This is a genomic window from Iodobacter arcticus, assembly GCF_042664895.1.
Lineage (GTDB): Bacteria > Pseudomonadota > Gammaproteobacteria > Burkholderiales > Chitinibacteraceae > Iodobacter > Iodobacter arcticus.
On sequence record NZ_JBHTBQ010000004.1, the window covers coordinates 135301 to 161950 of the forward strand.

Below are 26650 nucleotides of genomic sequence, written 5' to 3' on the forward strand. Positions count from 1 at the left end.
TATTTGACGAATATCCTCGTTAACGCTGCTGGAGCTGGCATGAAAAAAACACTACTAGGCGCAATTTTGGCTTTGTCTTTACCTATGGCCGCACAGGCGGGTGGTTTAACCGCCAGAGTGGGCGATGGCTTTTTTGGCGCATCCTATGAAGGCAGCCTGCTTTTGATGACCACCAGTGCAGATTGGTTGACGAATGATGGCCGGGGTAATGTGGGCTCTTTGGGCCTTGGTGTGCAAGCACCGCTGGGGATTGCCAAGCTTAAAGCAGGTGGCAAGCTGGTGTATATGGATTTAAAACATCAGGATAATCATTACGCCGCGGCTGTAGGCGGTGGCGTAGATATTCCTGTCGGCGCGTTTACTATTTATGGCCAAGGCTATTTTGCACCATCGGGATTTGCATCCAGTGGCGTTGAAAATTATAAAGAAATGCGTGCAGGTGTTCGCTGGGATATGACCAAAATGGTATCGCTGGATGCGGGTTATCAATACAGCCATGTGAAGGGCGAAGACGGCAACCGATCGGTCAGCATGGCCGATGGCCTGTATGTGGGCGCACAACTTAATTTCTAATTTATGTTTTATAAAAAACGCAGCGGTGGCTGCGTTTTTTTATGGCAGCTAACTAACTAATCAATCTCCCGAATCACCCGCATCTTCACCGTCATCCCCATCATCAGCAGCGCCAGTAGCAGGCCAAAGACCGATAGCACCCATTGAATGCTGATATGCATAGAAAACAAAGCAGTAACCAGAGCGTAGGAGAGCGGGGCAAGGCCCATGGATACCATTGAATTCAGGCTCATAATTCGCCCTAGTTTTTGCCTGTCGGCGTAATGCTGGATCAGCGACACCATCGGCACATTATTGGCGGCAACGCCTAGCCCGATTAATACTTGCAGCGCGATGGCTACGGGCAGCCAAGTAGCGAGTGCTAAGGAGGCCAGCAGCAGGCCTTCGATGGCAATCACCACAGTAATCATCAGCAAGCGTTTTTGAGTGGGAGGGTAGAGGGTGAGCAGTAATCCGCCCAAGACCATGCCTGCCGCAAAAGCGCTTTGCATAAAGGAAAGTGTGCTGGCACTGCCTTGTAATAGATCGGTTACCACCAGCGGCACGCCTAATCCCAATGGGCCCATAAAGAGTAAATTGGCCGCAGCATAAACCAGCATCAAGGCCCGCAGCACGGGAGTTTGAATCATGTACTGCATGCCTTCTTTTAGCTCGATGAGCATGCTGAATCGCTTGCGGCCTGCCAGTAAGGTGGGCTCTTGGATCAGCGCCATGGCAATCAGCCCAGCTAGTAGCATGATGGCCGTGAGCGAAAATACCGTTTCATAGCTAAACAAAGCCAGCATGGTGCCGCCCAGTACGGGGCCAAACACCAGACCCACTTGATTAGTCGTCAGCATGATGGAGTTGGCGCGGGTTAAATCGCTATCTGCCACAATATTGGGGATGAGCGCATCGCGTGCGGGCCAGAAAAAAGCATCCAGCGCGCCATAAATCAGCGCAAAGCCCACCATCACGCCAATGCTAAGTTGATCGTTGGCAATAATCCCCACCAGCACAAGCAGCAACAGCACCCGCAAGCCCACCGAGGCCCAAATAATATGGCTGCGCTTCATCCGGTCGGCCAGCACGCCGCCCACCGCCATCAGCATAATTCGTGGCACAGATCCGGCGATCATCACCAGCCCCAATTGCTCTTTTGCGCCCAGCGTTTTGATCACCAGCCATGTTTCGGCCAGCATGGCGATGGCGAGTGCAAAGTTGCTAATTAAGCTGGCTAGCCAGAGTAAAAGGAAATTGCGATTGCGCAATAGTGCAGGTGCTGGCTTCATAGATCTCAGAATCAGTATGTTAAAATGCGTAAAACATCTTAAGCGCAGGTGGGGCTGGGGCGTTATGCTCTGCTTGCGTATTTGCAATGACACTTACTTACTCACCATTCCAAAGGAATCCACCATGGCTTTTCGCAAAATGACCGAGCTTGAATTAGCGGGCAAAAAAGTACTGATCCGTGCAGACCTGAATGTGCCAATGAAAGACGGCGTGATTGGTGATGACACCCGTATTCGCGCGTCGATTCCTACGATTGAGGCTGCGTTGCAAGCGGGCGCTGGCGTAATTGTAATGAGCCATTTGGGCCGCCCAACTGAAGGCGAATTTCAGCCTGCAGACGATCTTGCCCCTGTGGCGAAGCGCCTTGGTGAGTTGATGGATCGCCATGTAAGCGTTGTGAATGATTTCAACGGTTTTGTAGTGAAAGCCGGTGAGCTAGTGCTGCTGCAAAATGTGCGCTGCAACAAAGGCGAAAAGAAAAACGCGGACGAGTTGGGCCAAGCCTACGCCGCGCTGTGCGATGTATTTGTAAACGATGCGTTTGGTACGGCTCACCGTGCCGAAGCGTCTACCCATGCCGTGGCTAAATTTGCCCCTATCGCGGCAGCGGGCCTGTTGATGGCGGGCGAGCTGGATGCTTTAGGCAAAGCGCTGAAAGCACCGGCTTCACCGCTGGTGGCGATTGTGGCGGGCTCTAAGGTATCGACCAAACTGACGATTCTTGAATCTTTGGCTGATAAAGTGGATTACCTGATCGTTGGCGGCGGGATTGCCAATACTTTCTTGCTAGCCGAAGGCCATGAAATTGGTAAATCTTTAGCCGAAGCCGATCTGGTCGACAACGCCAAGCGCGTGATCGCCAAAATCCGCGCCCGCGGCGGCGATGTGCCTTTGCCTAGCGATGTAGTGATTGGTAAGCAATTCTCCCCAACCGAGCCAGCCGTGGTTAAAGCCATTAGCGATGTAGCAAGCGATGATATGATTTTTGATATCGGCCCGGATACCGCAGCAAGGCTCGCTGAAGTATTAAAAACCGCAGGCACCATCGTTTGGAATGGCCCAGTTGGCGTATTTGAATTTGATCAGTTTGGTCATGGCACCGAAGTACTGGCCCGTGCGATTGCAGCATCGCCTGCATTCTCGATTGCCGGTGGTGGCGACACACTGGCCGCTGTGGCTAAGTACGATATTGCCAATGATGTCAGCTATATCTCAACCGGCGGTGGCGCATTCCTTGAGTTCCTTGAAGGTAAAGTATTGCCAGCCGTAGAGATTCTGGAACAGCGCGGCGCTTAAGGTTGTAGGGGGCGGGAAATATCCCAATCCTATCAATTTGAGCAGAATGTTTTTCGTAGGGCGTAATAAAGCCAAGCGTTTTTTGCTTGGCTGCATTACGCCGCAAGGTGGTTGGCGAAGAACGGCGCAATGCGTCTGGATAAAGCCTCAGACTTATTGCACCCTACAAGTGAACACACTTGAGATGATTTACGTCTTTTATAGACGGCGCTTCTACTCTCTCAGTAAGATTAACGCCAGCCACGATGCTGGCTTTTTTTTCGCCTGTTTAATTCGAGAAGAGGATAAGCAATGACAACTCGCCCGCCTTTTATCAAGCACTGGCAAGAAATCAAGATGGCGGATAATTCCTGTTATTCCGGCAGTGCCGAGCGGCTATCTATCGGCTCGCCTTTTGGCCGCACTTTTGGTCTGACACGTCTTGGCATCCATCATGAGCTATTGCCACCGGGCCGGCGCACCTCTTGGCCGCATTCTGAAAAAACCGAAGAAGAATTCGTTTACGTCATCGAAGGCAATCCCGATTGCTGGCTAGATGGCGTGTTGCATCGCTTAGAGGCGGGAGATGCGGTGGGCTTTCCTGCCGGTACAGGCATCGCCCATGTGTTTATTAATAACACCGATAGCGATGTGCGTTTGCTGGTGGTGGGCGACACCAATCGTGCCGACAATAAAGTCGATTACCCGCTGCACCCTAAAAGAAATGCCGAGATTGGCGATTTCCACTGGCAAGATGCGCTTAAGCATGATTTGGGTGAGCATGATGGTTTACCCGATCAACTGCGCGAATCAAACGGGCCTTTCTAAGCCGCTGCCGCCTGCTGAAGCAAGCGCCTTTAAGACTTTGTTGATCCGGGTGGATTGCATTGTTTGCCTGCATATTTTATTAAAGAAAATTGCAGGGTGGGTATCAAAACCAGCCCTCTCTGCATTTTTTAAAAGAAGTATTTGCAAAGTATTATTGCTTCTGGATTGCCTTTTATGCATTCGGTATTAAGTGGCTTTTATGGCTCAATATTCATGTTTTTTTAGCTGAATAGTTATTCAATTACGATTGAAATCACAGCAAAGTGGTTTTAGCGTTTTCCCGAATGGCGTTACTCCCGATTGGATAGGGCGGCGTGGGATACTAATATGTGTTGCATCGCAGCAACAATAATCTGGATCTTAGCCATGTCACTCGTATCCCTTCGCCAAGTCCTTGATCACGCCGCTGAACACGGTTATGGCGTACCCGCATTTAACGTGAATAACCTCGAACAAGTTCAGGCTATTTTGCAAGCCGCCGATGCCACGTCCAGCCCAGTGATCCTGCAGGCCAGTGCCGGTGCGCGTAAATATGCAGGCGAGCAATTTCTAAAAACACTGATCGAAGGCGCAGTAGCCAGCTACCCGCATCTGCCTATCGTGATGCACCAGGATCACGGTGTTAGCCCTGCTGTTTGCTTAACCGCAATCAAGATGGGTTTTACCAGCGTGATGATGGATGGCTCCCTATTGCAAGACGGCAAGACACCATCAGACTACGCCTACAATGCTGCGGTGACGGCCGAAGTGGTACGCATGGCCCACTCTTGTGGCGTATCGGTAGAAGGCGAGCTGGGCTGTTTGGGTAGCTTAGAAACCGGCATGGGCGAAGAAGAAGACGGCGTAGGCGCAAACCGCGTATTAAGCCATGCCGAAATGCTGACTGATCCACAAGAAGCGCTGGCGTTTGTGAAAGCCACGGGTGTAGATGCGCTGGCGATTGCCATTGGCACCAGCCACGGCGCGTATAAATTTACCAAGCCACCTTGCGGTGAAGTACTGGCGATTGACCGCGTGCGTGCCATTAACGCCGCCATCCCCGATGTGCATTTGGTGATGCACGGCTCATCCAGCGTACCGCAAGAATTACTCGAAGAAATGCGCAAATACGGTGGTGAGTTGAAACCTACATGGGGAGTTCCCGTAGAAGAAATCCGCCGCGCCATCCAGTACGGCGTGCGCAAAATCAATATCGATACCGATTTGCGCCTAGCCATGACCGCCGCCATCCGCCGTCATCTAGCCATGCACCCCGCAGATTTTGACCCCCGCGCATACCTAAAACCCGCCATCGTCGCCATGCGCGAAATATGCGAAGCCCGTTACGACGCCTTTGGCGCGGCAGGGATGGCAGAGAAAATGAAACCGGTATCGCTGGAGAAAATGGCGTTGAGATATAACAAGGCTTAAGTGGTATTAAGTATTAGGTATTAATAAAAAAGGGTGAATACGAGAAATCGTATTCACCCTTTTTATTATTGGTATAATATATCTGAAATTATAAGTGCCAAATTTACTATGAAAATGCAGATTGTGCATAGATAATTATGCGGGCGTTATATAGCTTTGAGTTTAACTAGTTGCATAAATTATGTACCACTAAAAAAGATAATTAATTAAAATTGGATAAAGATATTTATGAAAATTATAGTTTTTTTAATTTCATTAATTGTGAATTTTGCTTATGCACATGGTCCAATTCCTAATATTCGAGCGGCAAATGAAAGTGGCTCAGCCATTTTTTTGCCGGGGCAGCATCTTGCTGCTTGTCAATGGATGGCTAAAAATACTAATGTCCTTATTCGATCATGGGGTGGCGACATTGGATGGTCTGATGGTGCCCTTCCATATGATACAAAAGGGTTAAGTGGGTGGACGTGTTCACGCGTTGATACCACAACGGACTCTAGCGGTAAAGTTACGACAACCATATCTATGGTTAGCTGGTTTTACCCCGTTTGTGGTAACGGGGTGGTAGGAACTTATAATTTAGGTAGCGGAGCCAAATTTTGCGATGATTGCCCATCTGGCTCGTTTTTTGATAGCACATCGAATGCATGTAAATCAAAGTGCAGTATTGGTCAATACTTGACCAATACTGGCATATGTTCACCTTTATCTGCATGCCCTATAAACACAAGTTGTACGCAACCAAAAAAATCTGATCTTGATAAAGGTCTTTCATGTCCTTGGACTGGCAATCCAATATCCACTTTATCCGGTAACAAGTTTCAAGAAGAAACGGATTTTTCTTTGGCCAATGGTTTGAGTTTTAAACGTTTTTACAATGGCAATGATTCCTTTGATCTTGGTGTCGGTATTGGCTGGCGTCACAACTTCATGCGCCGAGTTATACCCGTCTCTAAGAGTAACTATATGCTGGCTCCGGCCAATGATGTTGATCATGGCTGGTTGGCTTATATTGGCAGTCAAACACCCGCCAGTGGGATTTCAGGCTATTTGGTTGAGCGAGAGGATGGTAAAAGCTTTTTGTTTGATTTAACAGGAAAAGCCACTACGAGCTCCTTTGCTAATCATTACCAACTAACTGTAACGAATACAGGGTTTGTAGTTGCCGATGGAATTAATACCGAGAGCTATGATCAGTCTGGGAAACTAACCCAAGTCGTTGCGCCTAATGGCCGTATTTTAGAGTTGAGCTACGACACCAATAATCACTTAAGCCAAGTTAAAGACAATTTGGGCTCCGTCCTAACATTTAGTTACATCGATGGGATTCACGCGAGCCAAACTCAAGCCAATGGTCTTACGGTCGCTAGCTATATGTACGATGCTGGCCGCCTCAGCAAAGTCACCTACGCTGACAACACCAGTCGTCAATATCTCTACGAAGACACTCGCAATCCATCTTTACTCACTGGCCTAATCGATGAAAATGGTCAGCGCTTTGCTTCGTGGGCTTACAACGAACAAGGTCAGGCGATTTCGTCCGAGCATGCGGGTGGTGTGGATAAATTTACGCTTAATTTTGGCGGTGATCCTGCCAGCGGTACGCGCTGGACTGAAGAAACGGATCCATTGGGCTCGGTAAGGCGCTATCAGTTCAAATTGATCGCGGGAACATGGCGTTTGCAGGGCAAGGATCAACCGGGTGGTGCAGGCTGCAGTGCAGCCAGCAACAATCTGCTCTACGACACCAACGGCAATGTGACCAGCCGTACAGACTTTAATGGCAACAAAACCACCTACGTTTACGATTTGGCCCGTAATTTAGAAACCAGCCGCACCGAAGCCGCTGGCACGCCGCTTGCCCGTACCATCAGTACCGAATGGCATGCTACATGGCGCTTACCGCTTAAAGTGACCGAGCCTGGCCGTGTTACTAGCTTTGTGTACGACGCTAATGCCAATCTGCTGAATAAAGCCATCACAGCCGACGGGCAAACCCGCCGCTGGAGCTGGACTTATGCCGATTTTGGGCAAGTTAAAACCAGCACAGATCCAGATGGTAAAACCAGTAGTTATCAATACGATGCTCAAGGTAATGTAACGGCGCTGACTAATCCTGCTCAGCAGATTACCCAGTTCACCCGCTATGACGCCAATGGCAATCCATTAGAAATCCTCTCGCCAGATGGAATTAAATCGACGCTCACTTACGATGCCCGCAATCGCTTAATTAGCAGGCAAGTCGGCGCGGCATTAAGTCGTTTTGACTATTGGCCAACGGGCTTATTAAAGCAGGCCACGCTGCCTGATGGTTTAGTAATTAATTATCTTTATGACGCAGCGCATCGCCTGAGCGAAATTACCGATAACCAAGGCCATCGTGAGGTTTACACCCTGAATAAGGCAGGTTTACAGGAGCAAGTGGATCGTTACGATCCTGATAGCACGCTCGCTAATGGTCTGCTGCAAGTGCAACAGGCTCAGTCAGTAAAACCTGCCAAATAATCTTTCAGGGGCCAACCTATGTTTATATCTACAGCTCTGCCGGGCAAAGTGTTGCTGGGCAGTATTTTTCTTTTGAGCCAAGCTGCTTTTGCAGCACCCATTGCCCCTGCTGCTGCGGCATCATCCGTCAGTGCCTTACCAACTCACGCCACAGTGGTAAGCCGCTTTAAGCGTTACGATGCTTTAGGCAGGCTAGAAAAAGAATGGGATGCAAAAGGCCAGATCTATAGCTACAGCTATGATGCCAATGGCAATCGCCAAACCAGCACCGATCCGCTGGGCCGGGTTACCCGCTATGAATACGATGCTTTAAATCGCTTAAGCAAAAGCACCGATGCAGCGGGTAAAGCCACACTGATGAGCTACGACGCCCGCGATAATTTGGTGCAAGTAACTGATCCAGAAGGCTTTAAAACCAGCTACAGCTACAACGGTTTTGATGATCTGATTAAATTAGTCAGCCCAGATACAGGCACCAGTAGCTATACCCGCACGGCCAGCGGGCAGATTCAAGCCTATACCGACGCCAGAAAAAAGACCGCCACCTATACCTACGACGATCTGGGTCGTGTGCGGAGTGTTGATTTTGGTGATGGCATCAATGCTTTTACTTATGACACAAGCTTGGTGGGGAAAGTCGCCAGCATCACTAATCCAAGTGGCAGCACCAGCTACCGTTATGATGCACAGGGCAATCTTGCTCAAGCGCAGCACCAAATTGGCAAGACGCTTGCAAAAATTGGCTATACCTCTAACCACCTCGGTCAAGTAGAAACCATCAACTACCCTAGTGGCATCATCATCAGCTACTTGCGTAATGCAGCGGGGCAAATCAGTGGTGTGCAAATTAACGGCAAGCCTTTGCTGGATCAGCTGGTTTGGTCCAGCCATATCGGTGCACAAAGCTGGCGCTGGAGTAATGGTCAGATTTGGGCAAGGGTTGCAGCCAATACAGGCCTGCTTGCTGGGCAAAGCCTTGCCGATGGCAACCGCGTTTATACCTTTGACGCCGTCAGTAATTTACGCCGCATCGACGACATTAACGCCCCGCAACGCAGCCAGGAATATAGTTACGATCTGCTCGACCGGCTAAATCTGGCCGTCAGTAATAACAGCTCGTTTAACTATTTTTACGATTTCAATGGCAACCGCAGCGACCAAACCGTTGGAGCGGCGAGTACAAATTATAAGCACGCTGACAATAGCAACCGCCTGCTGTCATCCAGCGGTGCAAATCAAGCCACTTACACTTACGATGCGGCAGGTAATCGTGCTAACGATAATGGCTGGGTGCTGACGTACAACAACGCTGGCCGCTTAATAAAATCCACTAAAGCTAAGGTGGTCGTCAGCTATAGCTACAATGCGCTTGGGCAAAGAGTACAAAAAACTTCCCCCACGGGCACTACCCTGTTTGTCTATGATCCACAGGGCCGTTTGTTGGGTGAATATCTGCCAAGCGGTCAGCGCGTGCAGGAAACCGTTTGGTTAGGCGATATACCGGTGGCGACGGTTGGCTCAAGCCGCATCAGCTATATTTGGGCCGACCACCTTGGCACGCCCCGCCAGATTACCGATCCAACCAGCAAGCAAATCCTCTGGCGCTGGGATGGCGAGCCATTCGGCAATAGCTTGGCTGACGAAGACCCAAGTAAAACAGGTAAAACAGGTAAAACGTTCAGCTACAACCTGCGCTTCCCCGGTCAGTATTTTGATAAAGAAACCGGTAAACACTACAACTACTTCCGCGATTACGACCCTGCAACAGGCAGATATATTGAATCTGATCCGATTGGTTTGGCTGGCGGGATTAATACTTATGGGTATGTGGGTGGGAATCCGGTTGGTAGCACGGATAAATTTGGTTTGAGTGAAGATTTTGGCTTAACAAAGCCAAAATATCCCTACCCGATACCAGTTCCTTTGTGTCTCCCACCGCTTTGCGTTATTGTTCCCGCTCCAATGCCTATGCCAATACCCCCTATGAAAATCCCTTCTATTGAAGGCTGCATACAAGGAGCGGCTAATTGGTTAGATAATTTGCTTAATAAATCACAAACTTGTGAAGTAGTTTGTAATGTTCAGCAAATTGATGTTAAAGCGATTTGCCCTGACAGAATGTATGGTTCTGCTACAGCTAAAACGAAGCCAGACGCTTGTGTGGCGGCACAAAAGGATGCCAATAGTCGGATTCCTCGCGGATGCTACAAGCGACATTGTCATGAAGTTGGGGGAGGTAAGTAAGAATGTTTACGACAGATAGTTTGATCAAAATAATTTCTGAGTATGAGCTCGCACCAATTGAAACTCCTGATATTAATGTCTTTGGATATTTAAAGCTTTCTATTCAAATTTGTTACTCACCGAAAGGCAGGTTCTTTCCACGTGTGTTACGTAAAGAACGAATATATGCCGAACCTGCTTATTATGAGCAAAGAGAGCACTTATTAGATAAAGTCATTATTGAAGTGACTGTTGCAGATGACTCTTGTGAATGGTCTGATTTTTTATGCGATTCAGAAGCTGCTGCATTAGAAATTGCCCTTGATCAGTTATCTATTAGATTTAACGCTCTCTCTTGATCAACCCGCGCTGATGTCAATCAAATAGGCTGTCTGTATTCATCATCATTCCGGCGGTAATAAAGAGTGGCGGGTTAGGCCTATGGCTAACCCGCCACTCTTCACATAGGGCTTTGTACCTTATGCCTAAGCCTGCAAAGCCCAACAAATGTTTACTAAATAAAACGATGCCGCCAGCAATTTACGCCGCATCGACGACATTAACGCCCTGCGCAACGCAGCCAGTAATATTGTTATGATCTGCACGATCGACCTGATTATGCCTCCTGCTCAATCTCATTATAAATATCATAGGGTGGGTGAAACCCTCGTATTTATTCAGTATCGCTCGCGGGTTTCACCCGCCCTACAAATTCAAAAACCAAGCCCCGCATTCAAGAAATCCATTTACACAGAGTCCATTGAGTAAGAGGCATAATCAGGTCGATCGATTAAATATGGTAGTCAGTAATAAACAGCTTATTTAATTATTTATTTATGGTTTTAAAGGTGATTTTTTTAATTAATGCAAATAAGCTGTGCCCTGCTATTAATCTGAAATCCTAGTCTCTTATTCCAAGCTTTCCATCTCTGTGCATTTTGTAAAGAAACACCCATGTCACAGGGCGCACTTGCCTTTATGATGGTGTTTTTGCTGATTGATTGCCATGCTGCATAAACTTGCTATTGCCAATTACCGCTCCTTACGCGATTTAGTTGTTCCCTTGGCTCAGCTCAATGTCATTAGTGGTGCTAATGGCTGCGGGAAGTCGAGTTTATACCGTGCTTTACGCTTAATTGCGGAATCGGCAGCGGGGCGTTTGATTGGGCATTTGGCGCAGGAGGGGGGCTTTGCTTCCACTTTGTGGGCGGGGCCGGAGAGTATTTCTAGTGCAATGCGCCGTGGTGAGGTGCCGATTCAAGCTACGGTAAGGAAGGCTGTGGTTTCACTCAAGTTGGGCTTTGCTGGCGATGATTTTTCTTATGCGATTGATTTAGGTTTGCCCACACCCAGCTCATCGTTATTTGCAGCCGATCCTGAAATAAAGCGTGAGCAGATCTGGGCGGGAAGTGTTCAGCGGGAAGTTACCTTGCTGATGGACAGGCGTAATGCTGTTGCCAAAACGCGGCTGGGGCGTAGCTGGCAAGTAATCAGCCAGCATGTGCCTGCTTACGATAGTATTTTTAGCCAATGTGCTGATCCGATTAATGCGCCCGAGGTTTTGCAGCTGCGCGAGGCGATGCGTCGCTGGCGTTTTTATGATCATTTACGTACCGATGCCAGCGCGTCCGCTAGGCAGGCGCAGATTGGCACTTACACGCCTATTTTGGCGAATGATGGCGCTGATTTGGCTGCAGCGCTGCAAACCATTATTGAGATCGGCGATGCGGCGGCCTTGATGGCGGCGGTTGACGATGCTTTTCCCGGCGCACGGATCGAGATTGCCGTGAGTGATGGGCGCTTTAGTGTTTTGATGTGGCAGCGTGGCTTATTGCGCCCTTTGGCGGCAAGGGAGTTATCGGACGGCACGCTACGCTATTTATTGCTGATCGCCGCTTTGCTTAGCCCGCGCCCGTCGGAGCTTTTGGTATTGAACGAGCCAGAAACCAGTTTGCATCCCGATTTATTGCCTGCTTTAGCACGCTTGATTTCTGCCGCTGCGCTGCACAGCCAGGTGATTGTTGTTAGCCATGCCAGCCGTCTGGTTGCAGCACTTGAGCGTGAAGCAGATTGCAATTCGATTATTTTGCAAAAAGACTGCGGTGAAACGTCGATTTTAGGGCAGCATGATTTGGATAAGCCAGCATGGTCATGGGCGAACAGATAGGCTTGTTTCGCTTAGTAGCTACAGAGGCGGCTTTAACTGCTTTAAATTGATGGTATTTCAGTTGGTTTGCTTAAATTGATTGGGGTGAAATAAGTAGGAGTTACGTTTGGCTTGGCTTTTGCTGTGTTTTTATCACTTTGGCTTCGTTATTTTTTGCATCGCTTATCAAGCTCACATTCGTAACCTTTTCAATAAACTCGCTGCCCAAATGGCAGATTGCTCCTTTACGCCACAGGGCGTAGATATTGCTCTGGATTGGCTCGCTATAGTGGGGCACGCCTTGAGCCTCGGCGAGGGATCTGGGGATAAAGGCGCAGCCTTTTCCTGCTTGGATTAAGGCAAAAATAATAGGGTAGGATTCGATTTCAAGCAGTGTTTGTGGCCGAATTCCCTGCATATTTAAACTCGCCTCAATTAGATGACGATAGTGGCAGGTGGAGGGAAAGGCGTAGAGCGTTTGCTTGGGGATTTCTACTGGCTCGGCACCGACCAGCACCAGTTGTTCAGTAAAAGCCAAAACCCCGCCCATCAGAGGATGCTCGATTGGGCCATCTGAAAAAATAAGATCTAATTCTCCTGCTTGTAACTGGCGCTCTAGCTCAAGCGAATGGCCGTGCACAATGTTCAGCTTTATTTCGGGGTGGGCTATGCGGTAGTGGGCGATGGGTTCGGGTAGATGATGGCTAAGTGCAATATCGAGTGCACCGATTCGTAATTCTCCCACGATGGGCTCGTCGTAAAACAATGATCTTCCTTGCGCGTGCAAGGCGAGGTATTCCTGCGCTTTTTGGTAGAAGGTTCTTCCCTCTGCGGTGAGGATCAAGCGGTTTCGCTCGCGGTGGAAGAGGCAAAGCCCAAATTCACTTTCTAATTCTTTAATTTTTTTTGTGATATTGGACGGCACACAAAACAGCGTGTTTGCCGCTGCACTGACACCACCTTGTTCTATGACGGCACAGAGGGCTTTAAGTTGGCTGCTATTTATCATGCGATTTAATCTTTCATAAAAAGTGAATTATATGTTCATTATGTTTCACTTTTTATGAATAGGTAAACTTGCAATAATGGTCTTCTCCATTCACTACTAAGAGGAATGCCAATGATGCGATTGATGCACACCATGCTTCGTGTGGCAGACCTAGATGCATCGATAAGATTTTATCAAGCAGTACTGGGAATGCAGGTGCTACGTCGTATTGATTTTTCGGAAGGACGCTTTAGCCTTGTGTATTTAGGCTATGGCCCAGAGAGCGAGCAGGCTGCCATCGAGCTGACTTGGAACTGGGACAAGCAGGATTACACGCATGGAAATTATTATGGCCATATCGCGATAGAGAGCGATGATATCAAAGGCCTGTGTAAGCAGGCCAGCGAGTTAGCTTATCGGGTTAGCCGCAAGCCTGGGCCGATGAAGCAAAGCTCGGCCATTATCGCCTTTATCGAAGACCCAGATGGCCATCAAATCGAGTTGATCCAGCAAGGATCTTTATAATGGAGCACCCCATGATTATATTGAATGTATTTTTTGAGATTAACCCTGCGCATAAAGACGCTTTTCTTGCGCTACTCAACACCATGGTTGTAGAGTCAATCAAGGAGGATGGTTGCCGTTACTATCAACTGTGGCAGAATCATGCTCAGCCACTCAATTTTGCTCTGATTGAGCATTGGGAGGGCAAGGACTGCTTGCTTTCTCATCAGAAGACGCCTCACTGGATCGCTTTTAACGATCAAGTTAATAATTATCTAAGCCGTGCTTACGACGAGCATCACTATACGTAAATCGCTCGTTAATTCTGTTTGAGATGCATAATGGCCTCCTGCTTCGGAGGCCATTTTATGTCAGCTATTTCCCGTATCATCTTTCCTCTCTACCCCTCTTGCTGATTAAAAATGCTCAAACTTCTAAGCTCCCCAGCCTATGTGTTTTTAATTCTGGCCATTGTATGTGCATGGTTACCTGCGGTGCAGTGGGGCAGGTTTGCTATTTGGCCTTGGCTAGTGTGTTTTGTGCTGGCACTCGCTGTTGCGTTGGCAACGGGAGTGATGGGGTTTACTGCTTTATTGCTCGTTTTAGTGCTGGCTTTGGCACTATCGGGGGCGAGCTGCGATCGGCTATCTTTTGTTTTACGGCTAGCTTTGGGCGTGATTGCGGCGGTGCTGGCGCTGGCTTTGGCGATGCATAAGGTGCCGGGGTTTAATAATTTACTGATTTTTAAGGGCGTGCAATTGAGTGCAGATGCGCCGCCATTTACGCTCTATGCCAATTTTGATAAGGGAATCGCAGGCTTATTGTTGCTGGTTTTGTTTTGCCGCAAGGCGACAAGCTTCGCCGGGCTAAAAGCGGATTTTAGGCGTTCATGGCTAGTTGTTTTTGCAACGATTGGGCTGTTGAGCATTGCCGGCCTGCTGAGCCAGTTTTTCCGTTTTGATTTTAAGTTGCCATCGGCTACGGCGGTATTTGTTGTCGTTAATTTATTGCTGACTTGCATCGCTGAGGAGGCGTTTTTTCGAGGCTTTGTGCAAGAATCTTTGCACCGGATCAGTAGTAAACCTTCGGGTTCGGTGCTGGCGGTGGCCGCTTCGGCGCTGTTATTTGGGCTGGCTCATTTTGCAGGTGGCGCGATGTATATGGCTTTAGCTAGTTTGGCAGGCTTGGGCTATGCCTTGGTGTATCAACAGAGCCGGCGCATTGAGATGGCGATTCTGCTGCACTTTGGATTTAATCTTATCCATTTTCTTTGCTTTACCTATCCGAAGTATGTGGGGGTATAAGCGTGCAGCCTTAGTTTGAGCTGGCCGGAATGCTGGCAGGTTGTGCGGCCTGAGCTACTTTTGGCGCTTGGCTGGATTTTATTTCGGTGACGACAGGGCTGCTATTGCATGCGTCTCCAGCATTATCTACCCAGCATTCACACTGATTAATATTGCCTTTGCTATCAATTTGTACTTTGAGTAATCCAATTTTGCACCAGCGATTATTCTGGCTGGAGTACAGATGATCGATATCAAGCACTTTGGGGCTAAAACTATGTGCGGGCAGGGTATAAATACCGTGTTCTCCATCCCATACGGCAACGGGCAAGCGGCTTTGATTCACCACTTTGCCATTTAAGGGCCAGGGCCAATACATGGCAGAAGCATAGGTACTAAGGCAACTGATACTCAGAAAAAGCAGGGTATAGATAATTCGGGTAGTACGAGTCATGGGCACAATGCATGGAAAAGTCAGCTGGCTATCATGCCGTTATTGCTTGGCCTCTGGTTGTGATCTATTGCCGCTTTAGAACGTTAAAATTGAATACAAGCCCGGCCCGCATCAAGCGCAAAGCAGGGGCAATTTTTAAAATAGCCATCGGTTTTTAGGGTAACAGTGTGAGGGCCGATTTTGCACCAGCGTCCTGAGGCAGGCTCAAAAGCATGATCAACATCCAGCTCATCGCCAGAGCGGGTGTGAGCGGGAACTGTGTAAAAGCGGTGATCGTCATCCCATACTTGGGCAGCTTGTGAGTATTGATTAATTAGCACGCCATTCACCGGCCATGGCCAGTGCCCGTCCTGCTCTTTTTCTTGCATGATGATAAAAAAAGCGAGCGCTGCAGAAGTACAGAGCAGGCAGATTACGGTAAAAATAATCCGGGCTGGCGTAAAAATGATTGGCATGAGCTTGAGTCTGCTTGAGGCAAATGAGATGGGCGATGCGCCCTATCGGTTTAGTTTCGTTTAAATAAGGCCAGTGCAGCGAGGCGTTGTACCGCATGGTCAACAATCGGTGGCGGATAGTCATCGCTGGCTTTTTGTCCAAAAATCGCTTTAACCAACCATGGCGCATGGATTTCTTTATGACTGAGCGCTGCCAGCTCGGGGCAATAGCGGCGGATAAACTTACCCTGCGGATCAAAGCGCTCCGATTGCGTTACAGGATTAAATATCCGGAAATAAGGCTGGGCATCGCAGCCGGTGGATGCGGCCCATTGCCAGCCACCATTATTGGCGGCTAAATCAAAATCATTGAGTTTTTCGGCAAAATAACGCTCGCCCCAGCGCCAGTCTACTAATAGGTCTTTCACTAAAAAGCTGGCGGCGATCATGCGCAGGCGATTATGCATAAAGCCGGTTTGATTTAACTGGCGCATGGCGGCATCCACAATCGGAAACCCTGTGCGGCCTTCGCACCATGCGGCAAAGTATTCAGGATTATTTGGGAAGGGCAGCGTGTCGTATTCGGGCTTAAATGCGTGCTGAACGACTGTTGGTCGATGCCATAAAATTTGCTGGTAAAACTCGCGCCAGATGAGCTCAGAAAGCCATGTCTCTGCTCCTGCACCGCCTATCTGCCAGGCTTTTTTTGCTAATTCTCTGATCGATACCGTGCCAAAACGCAGATGCACAGATAAATAAGACACGCCTTTTATCGCTGGAAAATCCCTTGCTTGCTGGTAATCACCGATGCGCTCGCAAAAGTCATCAAACAGTGCCTCGCCGCCATCCATGCCGGGCTTAAGATTACTGACATCGATTTCATCAAAGCCCAGCTCTGCCAGTGTGGGCATCGCTTTGCCACTCAGAGGCGCAAGGCGATTTAAATAAGGACGTATAGGGTAGGACTTGAAATAAAAGTCATTCACCTTAGCCAGCCAAGCGCGTTTATACGGGGTAAATACGCTATACATGCCGCTGGTTTTAGTGAGCACTTCGTCTTTTTCAAAAATAACCTGATCTTTGAAGCTGTAAAAGCGGCAATCCATGGTGGCTAATTGCTCGGCTACACTGAGATCTCTGGCAATGGCCGCTGGCTCGTAATCGTGGTTGCAGTAAACTGCTGTGGCTTTGAACTCCGCCGCTAGACGGGGGATTTCATCGCTGGCCATGCCGTGGCGAATGATTAAATCCGAGCCTTGCTCAATCAGCGCTGCTTTTAATTGCTGCAAACTATGCCAAATAAAAGCCACGCGCCGGTCTTCTTTTGATAATCCATCTAAAATGGCAGTATCAAAAATAAATACCGCAATCACGTTTTGGGATGCTTTTAAGGCGTGATGCAGGGCTGCGTGGTCAAATAAGCGCAGATCGCGGCGAAACCAAATGAGTGATGTCATGGGCAGAGGAGGCGTAATGAATATGAATGTCGTATTGTGCCATTGGCATTGGTGATGCGCCCATTTTTAGCACCTTGTGCGATAATTGCAGGCATGGATAACGCAATGAACTTTTCTCGTCATTTTTTGATTGCGATGCCTAGCCTCGTTGATCCCATTTTCTCCCGAGCCCTGACTTTTGTGTGCGAGCACAATGAGCGGGGAGCGATGGGGGTGATTGTGAATCGGCCGCTGGGTATGACGCTGGCGTCGCTATTTGAGCAGATCGATATCGAGCTGCATCGCCCCGATATGGCTGCGCTGTCGGTACACTTTGGCGGGCCGGTGCAAACCGATCGCGGCTTTGTGCTGCATACGCCGCTGGGTAGCTGGCAATCTAGCTTGGCTGTTTCGGATGAAATGGGGCTATCTACTTCAAGAGATGTCTTGCAGGCGCTGGGGGACGGTGAAGGGCCGGATCAGGTGTTTTTAACCTTGGGCTATGCCGGCTGGGATGCAGGGCAGTTAGAAAACGAGATCGCACAGAACTCTTGGCTCACCGTAGAAGCCGATCCGAAAATCATTTTTGATTTACCGCCTGAAGCGCGTTATGCCGCGGCCTTGGGCTTGCTGGGTATTGATATTGCAATGTTGTCCAAAGAAGCAGGCCACGCTTAATTCTGCTGCGGCTTTGTTTGGGCACACCACATTTTGAAAACGCTCGAAATCTGGGCTGTCATCTGGAAAATAATGAGTACTCTCCTAGCTTTTGACTTTGGTGAAGTGCGGATCGGCGTAGCCGTTGGCTCATCCGAGTTGGGTATTGCCCACCCTGTAGAAACCATCACCTGTGACGCAAACGAGCGTCGCTTTGCGCGGGTTGAGCAGCTGATTCGCGAGTGGCAGCCTGCTAGTTTAATTGTCGGCTTGCCTAGTCATTTAGATGGCACGCCGCATGAGATGACGCGTCTTTCACGCAAATTTGCCAATCGCCTGCACGGGCGTTTTGGTTTGCCGGTATTTTTGGTAGATGAGCGTTTATCTAGCGCCGCCGCTTGCAGCGCACTTAATGAGGCCGGGGTACGTGGCCGCCGTCAGAAGCCAGCCCTTGATCAAGTGGCTGCGATGCAGATTTTACAAACTTATCTCGATTCCCCGGAGATTGGCGAGGCATTAAGCCACCGCTCGGCCGAGGTTTCTGTTGATCGCTCCGACGAGGATACCGATGTATAACCCGCAGTTAAATGCTCAAGGTGAGCTGATCCACCTGTTGACGACCGAAGGCTTGCCTAAGCGTATTCTGACGCAAATCCTCGATCAGGCGGCCGAATACGTTGAGAACGGCGAATTACTGAATAATAAATGGCAAGATCTAGCCGGTACGTCCGTTTTTAATTTGTTTTTTGAAAACTCGACCCGCACCCGCACTACCTTTGAGCTAGCCGCAAAGCGTTTAAGTGGCGATGTGTCCAGCCTTAATATCCAAGCCTCTAGCACCGCCAAGGGCGAAACGCTGCTCGATACCATCCACAATCTGGAAGCGATGGGGGCTAATTTATTTGTGGTGCGTCATTCAGAGTCAGGCGCGGCGCATTTAATTGCCAAGCACGTTAAGAAAGGCATTGCCGTAGTGAATGCAGGCGATGGTCGCCATGCCCACCCTACGCAAGCCATGCTGGATATGTTTACCATTCGCCACTTTAAGGGCGACTTTACCAAGCTGCGCGTGGCGATTGTCGGCGACGTTTTGCATTCGCGCGTGGCGCGTTCGCAAATTCATGCGCTTAGTACTTTAGGTTGCCCGGAAATTCGCGTGATTGCACCTAAAACCTTGCTGCCGACAGGCATCGAGCAGTTGGGTGTGCACGTGTATCACGATATGGCCGAAGGCCTGAAAGACGTCGACGTGATTGCCATGCTGCGTTTGCAAAATGAGCGGATGGCGGGGGCTTTCTTGCCTTCTACTCAAGAATTCTTTAAGTATTACGGCCTTACTCCAGAAAAACTGGCGCTGGCTAAGCCGGATGCCATCGTAATGCATCCCGGCCCAATGAATCGTGGCGTAGAGATCGATTCTGCCGTAGCCGATGGCCCGCAAGCGGTGATTTTGCCGCAAGTAACCTTTGGTATTGCTGTGCGCATGGCGGTATTAGCGATTGTGGCCCGTAATCAGAAAGCGAATAAATAAAATGAAAAATGTTTCTTCGGTATTGATCTGCGTATGGCCGTATTCGGGATGTTTAGCCCGCAAAGTGGGTAAACAAAAATGAAAAATATCGCAATTCTTGGTGGGCGTTTAATTGATCCACTAAATAACACCGATCAGGTGGCTGATTTATACCTTGCTGGCGGCAAAATTGTTGGGGTGGGAGCTACTCCTGCTGGCTTTGTGATTGATGAAACCATCAATGCCAAGGGTTTATTAGTCAGCCCCGGTCTGGTTGATTTAGCTGCCCGCCTACGTGAGCCGGGCTTTGAATATAAAGCGACCTTAGCGTCTGAAATGGCCGCTGCGGTGGCCGGTGGTGTCACCAGCATTGTGTGCCCGCCAGATACCGATCCGCCACTCGACGAGCCTAGCTTGGTGACCATGCTGCGCCAGCGCGCTAAAAATCTGGATTTGGCTCGACTCTATCCGGTGGGCGCGTTAAGCCGTCAACTTAAAGGCCTTGAACTCACCGAAATGGCCGAGCTGCGCGATGCGGGTTGTGTTGCGTTTTCGCAAGGCGATCAAGCGGTAGGCAATTTACAGATTCTGTATCGTGCCATGCAATATGCAGCGACGTTTGATGTGGCTTTACGCTTGCTACCCCAGGAGGCTGATTTAAACGCCGGTGTGGCACATGACGGCGATTACGCTACTCGTATGGGTTTGGCGGGTATTCCGGTGCTGGCCGAAACCGTGGCTATTTCTAATATTCTGCTGCTGATGAAAGAAACCGGTGCACGTGTGCATTTATGCCGCCTTTCATCGATGGCTGGGCTCGATTTGGTGCGCACGGCTAAAAAGCAGGGCTTACCAATTACTTGTGATGTGAGCATCAATCATATTCATCTGGCCGATGTGGACATTGGCTTTTTTGATAGCAATTACCGCTTTGATCCGCCTTTAAGATCGGTGCGCGATCGTGATGCCATTGTGGCCGCGCTGGCGGATGGCACGATTGACGCCATTTGCTCGGATCATAGCCCGGTGGATGACGACGGTAAATTACTGCCATTTGCTGAGGCAGAGCCGGGTGCAACAGGCTTGGAGCTGCTCTTGCCACTCACCCTTGCATGGGCAGAGCGCCAGCATATTCCGTTGGCGCAAGCACTGGCGAAGATCACCGCTGTTCCCGCAAAGATGCTGGGTTTTGCCGCAGGTTTAGAAGTGGGGCATCGTGCAGATTTGGTGATTTTTGACCCTGAAGCCCATTGGCAAGTGACGCCTGCTGCATTAAAGAGTCAAGGCAAAAACACGCCGTTTGTGGGCATGGAAATGAAGGGGCAGGTGGTGCATACGCTGGTAAAAGGTAAGCGAGTGTATCAATTAGCGCTCTAAGGGATATCAACAGGCCCGCGCTGCTTGGTTTATCTGGGTACTCGGGCTATACTTTTGCCTTATTGAAACGATCGTTTAATTTTTTCCTTGGAGAACACAATGTCTGATCTGGCTACCCTGTTTCAAACCGCGCAAGATGATGTGGTTAAATTAAACGATGCGCCGGATGTGGCGACTAAGCTCAAGCTTTATTCTTTATTTAAACAAGCTGCGGAAGGCAATGCAACAGGCGATCGCCCATCGGCCATTCAATTTGTAGCCCGTGCCAAGTTTGATGCGTGGTCTGAATTAGCAGAAATGAGCTCTGATGATGCCAAACAGAAATATATTGATTTGGTAACAGAATTAAAAGCCAACGACGAATAAAAAAATGCCGGGTTTAATCGCCCGGCATTTTTTATAGTGCCAATTTTCTATGTGCAGATAACATATCTTCAAATTCAGCCGCTGCTACAGGCTTGCTAAATAAATAGCCTTGTATTGAAGCAATCTGTGCTTGCTTTAGAAAGGCCAATTGTTCACGGGTTTCTACTCCTTCTGCCAATACATCCATGCCCAGTGTTTGCCCCAAACCAATAATGGCTAATACAATTGCTGCATCGTTATTATTACTGCATGCGTCTCTTACAAAGCTTTGGTCTATTTTTAATTTATTAAAAGCAAAGCGCTTGAGGTAACTAAGGCTGGAATAGCCCGTTCCAAAATCATCTAAAGAAAGCTTAACCCCAAGCTGCTTAATATCATGCAGGGTGGTCATGACTTGCTTTACTTCCTGCATAATCACCGATTCGGTGACTTCTAATTCCAAATAACGCGCGTCGAGTTGTGCATCATTTAAGGCAGATTTAATGAGGTTAAGGAAATCAGCCTGATGCAATTGATGTGGCGATAAGTTAACGGCCATATTAATCGGCGCTAAGCCGATTGCTTGCCATTTGGCCGCTTGCCTGCATGCTTCTTGCAGTACCCAATTACCAATCGGAATAATCAAGCGGCTTTCTTCTGCAATAGGAATAAATTTAGCCGGTGAAATAAGCCCATGTTTGGGGTGATTCCAGCGAATGAGTGCTTCTGCCCCGATAATACGGCCATCTTCTAAGCTGATTTGCGGTTGGTAATGCAGAATAAATTCATGATTAAGCAGCGCCGTTCGCATACTGGTTTCCAGCTCCAGCCTTTCAGAGGCACGGGCATTCATTTCTGGTGTGAAGTATTGAAAATTGCTGCGCCCCTGTGCTTTTGCTTGAAACATCGCTACATCGGCATTGCGGATTAAATTATCTGCTGTTGTGCCATCCTCTGGGTAAATGCTGATACCAATTGAGGTGGAGGTTGAAAAATGGCCTGCTTCTAATTCAAATGGCTTAGCAAAAGACGCTAGAATTGTTTCGGCAATCGACCCAGCAATCAGCGAATGAGAGATATTGGTCAGCACAATCACAAATTCATCGCCGCCCAATCTAGCCAGAATATCGCCCGGGCTAATCAACTTTTTAAAGCGATTAGCCACCTGAGCCAGCACCGCATCACCTGCTGCATGGCCAAGTGAATCATTTATTGTTTTAAAGCGATCTAAGTCGAGGAAAAATACGGCTAGGCTTTGCTGGTTGCGCGCCGCAGAAGCGAGTGCAAGTCGCAGCTCGTCACGCAGTAAATTACGATTAGCCAAGCCAGTTACAGAATCAAAGTTAGCTAATTCAATAATGCGCTCTTGCGCTTCTTTGCGTTCGGTAATATCGGTCATCGTGCCAATAATACGGGTAGGCTTACCGCTAGCATCAAAGGCTACAAATTTGCCGCGTGATTGAAACCAGCGATATTCACCGGATTGTGTTTTACGGCGGTATTCGCTGATTAATTGTGCTGCCTCTCCTTTTAAATATTGCTGAAAATGAGCAAGTGATTGCACTTTATCATCAGGGTGTACTTGGTCTTGCCATTTTTTAAAGCTTTCATCGCCGGGCTTTAAGCCAAGAAGCCGGTCGTATTCCGGGCTAGTGATTGCAATTTGGTCGCCTAGCATAGGCATATCAAATAAGCCGGTGCTGGATGCTTCCAAAGCTAAACGCAGTTGTTGTTCGCTTTTAATAATGGCCAGCTCAGCCATGCGGCGTTCAGAAATATCACGCACTACAGCACAGTTAAATTCGAGCTTTTTAAAAACAATAAAATTGGAGTTGATTTCGGTGGGAATGCTTTCTCCATTCCGTGCTTTTAGTGATATCTCATCTCTTAAATATTTATTGGTTTTTAATTTATGCCAAAATCTTTGCCAATGATCCGGGTTAAAGTTAGGATTAATATCACGCAATTGCATGGATAGTAGTTCAACTTCGCTATAACCAAGCCGAGTGCATGCAGTGGTATTGACATAGCGAATTCTGCCTTGCGAATCTAGCCAGATAGCCATATCAGCGCCGTGCTCTACGGCTACTTTGGTTAGATAAAGATCGGCTTCCGTTTTTTCTAAACGTGATAATTGGCGAAATACATAGATAAGTAATAAGCCACCAAAAAACAACATCAGTAGTGTAATACCTGCATTGAGCAGGCTTTCGTGTTTCCATGGCTGTAATGCTTCATCTTTATCCAAACCTACAGAAATGCCTAAATGCCATTGATTTAAATAGCGCCAGCCAAAAATACGTGTCATTTGCTCCACATGGCTATGCTCGGTAAATAAGCCGCTTTCTTGCCGGGAAAAATCAGATTCAAAAAATGGCTTGCCGGATATATCACGGCCAATATCACGCTCATCGCGGGGAAAGCGCGCGAGCGAAATACCATCATCTCTGAATAAGCGAATGATAATGCCTTTTCTCTGGCTGAGTGATGCGTAGAATGTTTCGAAGTAAGCTGGCTTAATACCGGCAATTAATACGCCATTAAACTGCCCTTGTTTATCTATCAGGGCGCGTACCAGCGGAATAATTTCCAGATTTCCACTGGGATCCGTTTGTTGTTCCGCGATATAGAATCGCGCCTGTGGCTGCATTTTGGGCACGTTAAAGGCCCGCGATTGGGCAATATTGTGCTCAGGCGCAGGGTGCTGCAAAGTGGATACGGCTATCTCGCCTTTGGCATCGGCGGCGGCAAAGGTGCTGAGCTGAGGGTAGGGGCCTAACTGGCGGCTTAGCAAGGCATAGAGGCAGGGCTCGTTTTTGGCAGCGAGGCAGCTTTGGAAAATCTCATCATTCTGAAGATTAGTCAGGCCATGCAGGCTGTTTTCCATCGTGCGGCTTAAGTGCTCATCAATGGCCCGGGCCAAGGTGAGGATTTCTTTTTCGGTGCTGCTAAGGGTGTCATGGTAGCCGCGATAAATAGACCAGCTGACGGCTGCAATACTAAAAATAAACACGCAGGCGGAAAGTACGCTGAGCAGGCGGCGAATCTGCTCAAAAGAGTGTTCGGCTTCATGTGATGACACCGCTTGATGATGGGACACACAATCACCTTGAATTAAATGCAATACAGAGATTAAAACGCTGAGTTTATTTCTTGGAAATATTATCCCATCGTTTAAAACAGCCTTAATGTAATGTGATCTACTTAAGATGATTGGGTATTGCTGAATGTGTTATAGCCAATATTAATCAGTGCAGTCTATTGCTGGGATTAGATAAAAGTTAATGACTGGGGAAAGAGCCTATTACTGGCTAAGCAATGTTTTAAATTGAGATGATGATTTACAAAAAGGCCCTCGCCAGTGATGGCGAGGGCCTAATGCGGGCACTTAAGCTCGTCACGGTGCTAGTGGCTAAGCACGCTTTGGTACTCACCGCTAATTTTGGCTGCTACCAGTTCGGCGGTTTTTCGATCGGGGTAGGGGCCAAGCCTTACGCGATGAAGCTGGCCTATGGTTTGAATTAGGAGCTTATTGGCTTCGCTATCGAGCTGCCCAGATACATGATTGCGGAAGTTTTCGGCATTGGCGAGCGAGCCAAAAGCACCTAGCTGTAAGTAGATTGCGCCATTACCTGCATCCGCCAGCGGAATACTTATGGGCTTGGGTTTGGCTGCTATGACTGGCTGAACGGCTGCCGCTATATTGCTTGGCGTATCACTGGCTAGCAGGCTTTCTACCTCCACTTCGGCGCTGCCATTCATGGTGTACCCAAGGCGGCAGGCGGCTAGAAAAGATAAATCGATGACGCGGCCATGCAGAAACGGGCCTCTGTCGTTGACACGCACAATAATGCTGCGGCCATTTTTTACATTGGTGACCCGAGCATAAGATGGAATAGGCAGCGTGGGGTGCGCTGCCGTAATCGCGAACATATCGTAGATTTCGCCGGTGGATGTTTTTTGCCCGTGAAATTTACGCCCGTACCAAGATGCAGTGCCGCGTTGCTTCAGCTCGCCGGGGCGCGGCAGAGGGCTAAAGTTTTGCCCCAGCACGGTATAAGGATTATTTGCCCAACGATGTAGCGGCTCCCAACGTGCTAGAGGCTCAGGAATCTGATCGATGCCTGTGGGCAAGGCTTCCATTGGGCCATCATCTTTATAAAATGCACCGCTGCCTTTGGCCACGTAGCTACAGCTGTACTGGGGCGGTGTAGTTGGCCCAGGCGGCAAATTGGTGGGTAAGGGTTTGCTAGGTGGTGGAGGCAAGGGCGTTGTGCTGCATGCTGCCAGTAATAGCGCGGCGATCAGTGCAGAATAATGTTGTAGCTTCATGATTTCATCAACTTGCGGTCACCCTGGACACTCATTAAGAGGCCAAAGCCGGTGAGCAGCGACACCATCGAGGTGCCGCCATAAGACACCAGTGGTAGGGGAATTCCCACCACCGGTAAAATGCCAGAGACCATGCCCATATTGACAAAGGCGTAGGTGAAAAAGGTGAGCGTAATGGCTCCGGCCAATAAGCGACCAAATAAAGTCGATGCGTTGTTGGCAATGACTAAGCCACGGCCAATAATCAGTAAATATAAGATCAGTAAAATAGCATTACCGAGCAGGCCAAATTCCTCACCAAATACCGCAAAAATAAAGTCTGTAGTACGTTCAGGAATAAAATCTAAGTGGGTTTGTGTGCCGTTAAGCCAGCCTTTACCAAAGAGGCCGCCCGAACCAATGGCAATGGTGCCTTGAATAATATGGTATCCGGCGCCCAGCGGATCTTGCATGGGATCAAGCATGGTGGCAACACGGCGGCATTGGTATTCGTGCAAGATATTAATGCATAAATTCCAGTGGGTGACTACATAGGCTAGTCCACCGCCCGCAGCGCCCATCAGGCCGATAAATTTCCAAGACAGGCCAGCAAAAAACAGCACATAAAACCCTGATGATGCAATCAGTAAGCTGGTGCCCAGATCAGGCTGCTTCATAATCAGGCCAACCGGCACAATCATCAGCATGGCGGCAAATAAATAATGCTTCCAGCGAATGCTGGTTTCAAAATGATGGAAATACCAGGCTAGCATCATCGGCAAAGCCAACTTCATTAATTCTGAAGGCTGAATTTTAGTTACACCAACATGCAGCCAGCGCCGCGCACCGTGGCTAATATCGCCAAAAAGCGCCACGGCAATCAGTAACAACAAGCCCACCACATAGGCGGGTACGGCGAGACGTATCAAGGTTTGCTGCGAGGTATTAGCCACCACCCACATCACCGTAAGAGCAATGCCCATAAAGGTGATTTTATTGATGATCATATCCAGATCACGATTTGAGGCAGAAAATAGCAAAATCGTGGAAAGCAGCAGTACTAAAAATGTAAACAATAAGAGCCAAGGATCAATAGGCCGAATAAAACGCATCCAAATA

24 protein-coding genes are annotated in these 26650 nt (G+C 48.6%); 16 read left to right on the forward strand and 8 right to left on the reverse strand.

The window, feature by feature from the left end:
- Window positions 1–39 precede the first annotated feature (39 nt).
- The gene (locus ACFQNF_RS02110) at window positions 40–573 is read left to right on the forward strand and encodes a YfaZ family outer membrane protein (RefSeq protein ID WP_380185772.1); all 534 of its coding nucleotides are present in this window, start codon (window positions 40–42) and stop codon (window positions 571–573) included.
- Between the two features lie 56 nt (window positions 574–629).
- Here the strand turns inward: ACFQNF_RS02110 and ACFQNF_RS02115 are convergent, their stop codons facing one another.
- Window positions 630–1844: an MFS transporter gene (locus ACFQNF_RS02115; RefSeq protein WP_380185773.1), complete on the reverse strand. Its 1215-nt coding sequence runs from the start codon at window positions 1842–1844 to the stop codon at window positions 630–632.
- 124 nt (window positions 1845–1968) lie between these two features.
- Here ACFQNF_RS02115 and ACFQNF_RS02120 point away from each other — a divergent pair, with 124 nt between their 5' ends.
- From ACFQNF_RS02120 to ACFQNF_RS02150, 7 genes are all read left to right on the forward strand, one after another.
- The gene (locus ACFQNF_RS02120) at window positions 1969–3141 is read left to right on the forward strand and encodes a phosphoglycerate kinase (protein WP_380185775.1); all 1173 of its coding nucleotides are present in this window, start codon (window positions 1969–1971) and stop codon (window positions 3139–3141) included.
- A 291-nt stretch (window positions 3142–3432) separates the two neighbouring features.
- Entirely contained in the window at window positions 3433–3948 is a 516-nt protein-coding gene (locus ACFQNF_RS02125) for a cupin domain-containing protein (protein ID WP_380185777.1), read from the forward strand.
- A gap of 366 nt (window positions 3949–4314) precedes the next feature.
- Entirely contained in the window at window positions 4315–5358 is a 1044-nt protein-coding gene (fba, locus tag ACFQNF_RS02130) for a class II fructose-bisphosphate aldolase (protein ID WP_293936300.1), read from the forward strand.
- 525 nt (window positions 5359–5883) lie between these two features.
- Window positions 5884–7863, forward strand: a complete 1980-nt coding sequence (locus tag ACFQNF_RS02135; protein ID WP_380185778.1) for a DUF6531 domain-containing protein — start codon at window positions 5884–5886, stop codon at window positions 7861–7863.
- Between the two features lie 18 nt (window positions 7864–7881).
- Window positions 7882–10107, forward strand: coding sequence for an RHS repeat domain-containing protein (locus tag ACFQNF_RS02140; protein WP_380185779.1), 2226 nt, complete (start codon window positions 7882–7884; stop codon window positions 10105–10107).
- Window positions 10108–10109: 2 nt separating this feature from the next.
- Window positions 10110–10445: a hypothetical protein gene (locus tag ACFQNF_RS02145; protein ID WP_380185781.1), complete on the forward strand. Its 336-nt coding sequence runs from the start codon at window positions 10110–10112 to the stop codon at window positions 10443–10445.
- Window positions 10446–11092: 647 nt separating this feature from the next.
- The gene (locus tag ACFQNF_RS02150) at window positions 11093–12253 is read left to right on the forward strand and encodes an AAA family ATPase (RefSeq protein ID WP_380185783.1); all 1161 of its coding nucleotides are present in this window, start codon (window positions 11093–11095) and stop codon (window positions 12251–12253) included.
- A 100-nt stretch (window positions 12254–12353) separates the two neighbouring features.
- Here the strand turns inward: ACFQNF_RS02150 and ACFQNF_RS02155 are convergent, their stop codons facing one another.
- Entirely contained in the window at window positions 12354–13241 is an 888-nt protein-coding gene (locus ACFQNF_RS02155; protein ID WP_380185784.1) for a LysR family transcriptional regulator, read from the reverse strand.
- Window positions 13242–13355: 114 nt separating this feature from the next.
- Here ACFQNF_RS02155 and gloA point away from each other — a divergent pair, with 114 nt between their 5' ends.
- The 3 genes from gloA (at window position 13356) to ACFQNF_RS02170 (ending at window position 15028) form a co-directional block, all read left to right on the forward strand.
- Window positions 13356–13745, forward strand: coding sequence for a lactoylglutathione lyase (gene gloA / locus ACFQNF_RS02160; protein WP_380185911.1), 390 nt, complete (start codon window positions 13356–13358; stop codon window positions 13743–13745).
- Between the two features lie 11 nt (window positions 13746–13756).
- Complete coding sequence (locus tag ACFQNF_RS02165) at window positions 13757–14035, forward strand: putative quinol monooxygenase (RefSeq protein ID WP_380185786.1); 279 nt, start codon at window positions 13757–13759, stop codon at window positions 14033–14035.
- 111 nt (window positions 14036–14146) lie between these two features.
- Complete coding sequence (locus tag ACFQNF_RS02170) at window positions 14147–15028, forward strand: CPBP family intramembrane glutamic endopeptidase (RefSeq protein WP_380185788.1); 882 nt, start codon at window positions 14147–14149, stop codon at window positions 15026–15028.
- A gap of 10 nt (window positions 15029–15038) precedes the next feature.
- On the opposite strand, the gene ACFQNF_RS02175 is transcribed toward ACFQNF_RS02170, so the two are convergent.
- From ACFQNF_RS02175 to ACFQNF_RS02185, 3 genes are all read right to left on the reverse strand, one after another.
- The gene (locus ACFQNF_RS02175; protein WP_380185789.1) at window positions 15039–15461 is read right to left on the reverse strand and encodes a hypothetical protein; all 423 of its coding nucleotides are present in this window, start codon (window positions 15459–15461) and stop codon (window positions 15039–15041) included.
- 83 nt (window positions 15462–15544) lie between these two features.
- Window positions 15545–15916, reverse strand: a complete 372-nt coding sequence (locus ACFQNF_RS02180; RefSeq protein ID WP_380185790.1) for a hypothetical protein — start codon at window positions 15914–15916, stop codon at window positions 15545–15547.
- A 50-nt stretch (window positions 15917–15966) separates the two neighbouring features.
- Window positions 15967–17352 (reverse strand): cryptochrome/photolyase family protein, encoded by a 1386-nt coding sequence (locus tag ACFQNF_RS02185; protein ID WP_380185792.1) that lies wholly within the window; start codon window positions 17350–17352, stop codon window positions 15967–15969.
- A 105-nt stretch (window positions 17353–17457) separates the two neighbouring features.
- Between ACFQNF_RS02185 and ACFQNF_RS02190 the strand changes: the two genes are divergently transcribed.
- The 5 genes from ACFQNF_RS02190 (at window position 17458) to ACFQNF_RS02210 (ending at window position 21241) form a co-directional block, all read left to right on the forward strand.
- Window positions 17458–18009, forward strand: a complete 552-nt coding sequence (locus ACFQNF_RS02190) for a YqgE/AlgH family protein (protein ID WP_231743278.1) — start codon at window positions 17458–17460, stop codon at window positions 18007–18009.
- 72 nt (window positions 18010–18081) lie between these two features.
- Complete coding sequence (gene ruvX, locus ACFQNF_RS02195; protein WP_380185793.1) at window positions 18082–18564, forward strand: Holliday junction resolvase RuvX; 483 nt, start codon at window positions 18082–18084, stop codon at window positions 18562–18564.
- Window positions 18557–19519: an aspartate carbamoyltransferase catalytic subunit gene (locus ACFQNF_RS02200; protein ID WP_046351512.1), complete on the forward strand. Its 963-nt coding sequence runs from the start codon at window positions 18557–18559 to the stop codon at window positions 19517–19519. Before ruvX ends, ACFQNF_RS02200 begins: the two co-directional genes overlap by 8 nt.
- A gap of 78 nt (window positions 19520–19597) precedes the next feature.
- A complete protein-coding gene (locus tag ACFQNF_RS02205; RefSeq protein ID WP_380185795.1) occupies window positions 19598–20875 on the forward strand; it encodes a dihydroorotase in 1278 nt (425 codons plus the stop codon).
- A gap of 99 nt (window positions 20876–20974) precedes the next feature.
- Window positions 20975–21241 (forward strand): acyl-CoA-binding protein, encoded by a 267-nt coding sequence (locus ACFQNF_RS02210; RefSeq protein WP_380185797.1) that lies wholly within the window; start codon window positions 20975–20977, stop codon window positions 21239–21241.
- 31 nt (window positions 21242–21272) lie between these two features.
- On the opposite strand, the gene ACFQNF_RS02215 is transcribed toward ACFQNF_RS02210, so the two are convergent.
- The 3 genes from ACFQNF_RS02215 to rodA all read right to left on the reverse strand — a co-directional run bounded on the left by ACFQNF_RS02215 (window position 21273) and on the right by rodA (window position 26643).
- The gene (locus ACFQNF_RS02215; protein ID WP_380185799.1) at window positions 21273–24320 is read right to left on the reverse strand and encodes a bifunctional diguanylate cyclase/phosphodiesterase; all 3048 of its coding nucleotides are present in this window, start codon (window positions 24318–24320) and stop codon (window positions 21273–21275) included.
- 305 nt (window positions 24321–24625) lie between these two features.
- Entirely contained in the window at window positions 24626–25552 is a 927-nt protein-coding gene (locus ACFQNF_RS02220; protein ID WP_380185801.1) for a septal ring lytic transglycosylase RlpA family protein, read from the reverse strand.
- Window positions 25549–26643 carry a rod shape-determining protein RodA gene (rodA, locus tag ACFQNF_RS02225; protein WP_380185913.1) on the reverse strand — a complete coding sequence of 365 codons (1095 nt, stop codon included), beginning with the start codon at window positions 26641–26643 and terminating at the stop codon, window positions 25549–25551. The genes ACFQNF_RS02220 and rodA overlap by 4 nt, the downstream gene beginning before the upstream one ends.
- Between the last annotated feature and the right edge of the window lie 7 nt (window positions 26644–26650).

Bases quoted from the DNA above. Each gene is read 5' to 3' on its own strand.
- ACFQNF_RS02205 (WP_380185795.1), top strand. From the start codon at position 19,598: ATGAAAAATATCGCAATTCTTGGTGGGCGTTTAATTGATCCACTAAAT.
- ACFQNF_RS02165 (WP_380185786.1), top strand. From the start codon at position 13,757: ATGATTATATTGAATGTATTTTTTGAGATTAACCCTGCGCATAAAGAC.
- ACFQNF_RS02155 (WP_380185784.1), bottom strand. From the start codon at position 13,241: ATGATAAATAGCAGCCAACTTAAAGCCCTCTGTGCCGTCATAGAACAA.
- ACFQNF_RS02140 (WP_380185779.1), top strand. From the start codon at position 7,882: ATGTTTATATCTACAGCTCTGCCGGGCAAAGTGTTGCTGGGCAGTATT.
- ACFQNF_RS02190 (WP_231743278.1), top strand. From the start codon at position 17,458: ATGAACTTTTCTCGTCATTTTTTGATTGCGATGCCTAGCCTCGTTGAT.
- ruvX (WP_380185793.1), top strand. From the start codon at position 18,082: ATGAGTACTCTCCTAGCTTTTGACTTTGGTGAAGTGCGGATCGGCGTA.
- ACFQNF_RS02150 (WP_380185783.1), top strand. From the start codon at position 11,093: ATGCTGCATAAACTTGCTATTGCCAATTACCGCTCCTTACGCGATTTA.
- ACFQNF_RS02210 (WP_380185797.1), top strand. From the start codon at position 20,975: ATGTCTGATCTGGCTACCCTGTTTCAAACCGCGCAAGATGATGTGGTT.
- ACFQNF_RS02145 (WP_380185781.1), top strand. From the start codon at position 10,110: ATGTTTACGACAGATAGTTTGATCAAAATAATTTCTGAGTATGAGCTC.
- ACFQNF_RS02135 (WP_380185778.1), top strand. From the start codon at position 5,884: ATGGTTAGCTGGTTTTACCCCGTTTGTGGTAACGGGGTGGTAGGAACT.
- ACFQNF_RS02125 (WP_380185777.1), top strand. From the start codon at position 3,433: ATGACAACTCGCCCGCCTTTTATCAAGCACTGGCAAGAAATCAAGATG.
- ACFQNF_RS02220 (WP_380185801.1), bottom strand. From the start codon at position 25,552: ATGAAGCTACAACATTATTCTGCACTGATCGCCGCGCTATTACTGGCA.
- ACFQNF_RS02180 (WP_380185790.1), bottom strand. From the start codon at position 15,916: ATGCCAATCATTTTTACGCCAGCCCGGATTATTTTTACCGTAATCTGC.
- ACFQNF_RS02185 (WP_380185792.1), bottom strand. From the start codon at position 17,352: ATGACATCACTCATTTGGTTTCGCCGCGATCTGCGCTTATTTGACCAC.
- ACFQNF_RS02115 (WP_380185773.1), bottom strand. From the start codon at position 1,844: ATGAAGCCAGCACCTGCACTATTGCGCAATCGCAATTTCCTTTTACTC.
- ACFQNF_RS02110 (WP_380185772.1), top strand. From the start codon at position 40: ATGAAAAAAACACTACTAGGCGCAATTTTGGCTTTGTCTTTACCTATG.
- rodA (WP_380185913.1), bottom strand. From the start codon at position 26,643: ATGCGTTTTATTCGGCCTATTGATCCTTGGCTCTTATTGTTTACATTT.
- gloA (WP_380185911.1), top strand. From the start codon at position 13,356: ATGCGATTGATGCACACCATGCTTCGTGTGGCAGACCTAGATGCATCG.
- ACFQNF_RS02175 (WP_380185789.1), bottom strand. From the start codon at position 15,461: ATGACTCGTACTACCCGAATTATCTATACCCTGCTTTTTCTGAGTATC.
- fba (WP_293936300.1), top strand. From the start codon at position 4,315: ATGTCACTCGTATCCCTTCGCCAAGTCCTTGATCACGCCGCTGAACAC.
- ACFQNF_RS02200 (WP_046351512.1), top strand. From the start codon at position 18,557: ATGTATAACCCGCAGTTAAATGCTCAAGGTGAGCTGATCCACCTGTTG.
- ACFQNF_RS02170 (WP_380185788.1), top strand. From the start codon at position 14,147: ATGCTCAAACTTCTAAGCTCCCCAGCCTATGTGTTTTTAATTCTGGCC.
- ACFQNF_RS02120 (WP_380185775.1), top strand. From the start codon at position 1,969: ATGGCTTTTCGCAAAATGACCGAGCTTGAATTAGCGGGCAAAAAAGTA.